This window comes from Staphylococcus pasteuri, assembly GCF_030547725.1.
GTDB classification, from domain to species: domain Bacteria; phylum Bacillota; class Bacilli; order Staphylococcales; family Staphylococcaceae; genus Staphylococcus; species Staphylococcus pasteuri.
The window spans coordinates 1-244 of the sequence record NZ_JAUOQO010000770.1 but is presented as its reverse complement, the minus strand read 5'-3'; the positions used below and the strand labels follow the sequence as shown (position 1 = coordinate 244).

1 protein-coding gene is annotated in these 244 nt (G+C 57.8%); it reads left to right on the top strand.

Translation table 11 applies throughout. The features are described 5' to 3' along the window. Window positions 1–16 precede the first annotated feature (16 nt). Window positions 17–244, top strand: a 228-nt coding sequence (locus Q4528_RS15445; protein ID WP_368506741.1) for a GMC family oxidoreductase N-terminal domain-containing protein, incomplete at its 3' end; no start/stop codon positions are given.

Sequence of the window (244 nt, the reverse complement as noted above, 5' to 3'; positions counted from 1 at the left end):
CAATGGCCCCTTGCATGTGACCGACCCCGTGTCACCGCGTCCAATCACCGAGGATTGGATCAAGGCGGGGCAAGCCAATCAGGTGCGCCGCACTGACGACTTTAACGGTGAAAACCAGAGCGGAATCGGGTTCTACCAAACAACGCAGTTCCACAACTCTAAACGCGGCGAACGGTGTTCTGCGGCAGCGGCGTTTTTGCATCCGGTTATGGATCGCCCGAACCTTCACGTCATGACCCACGCA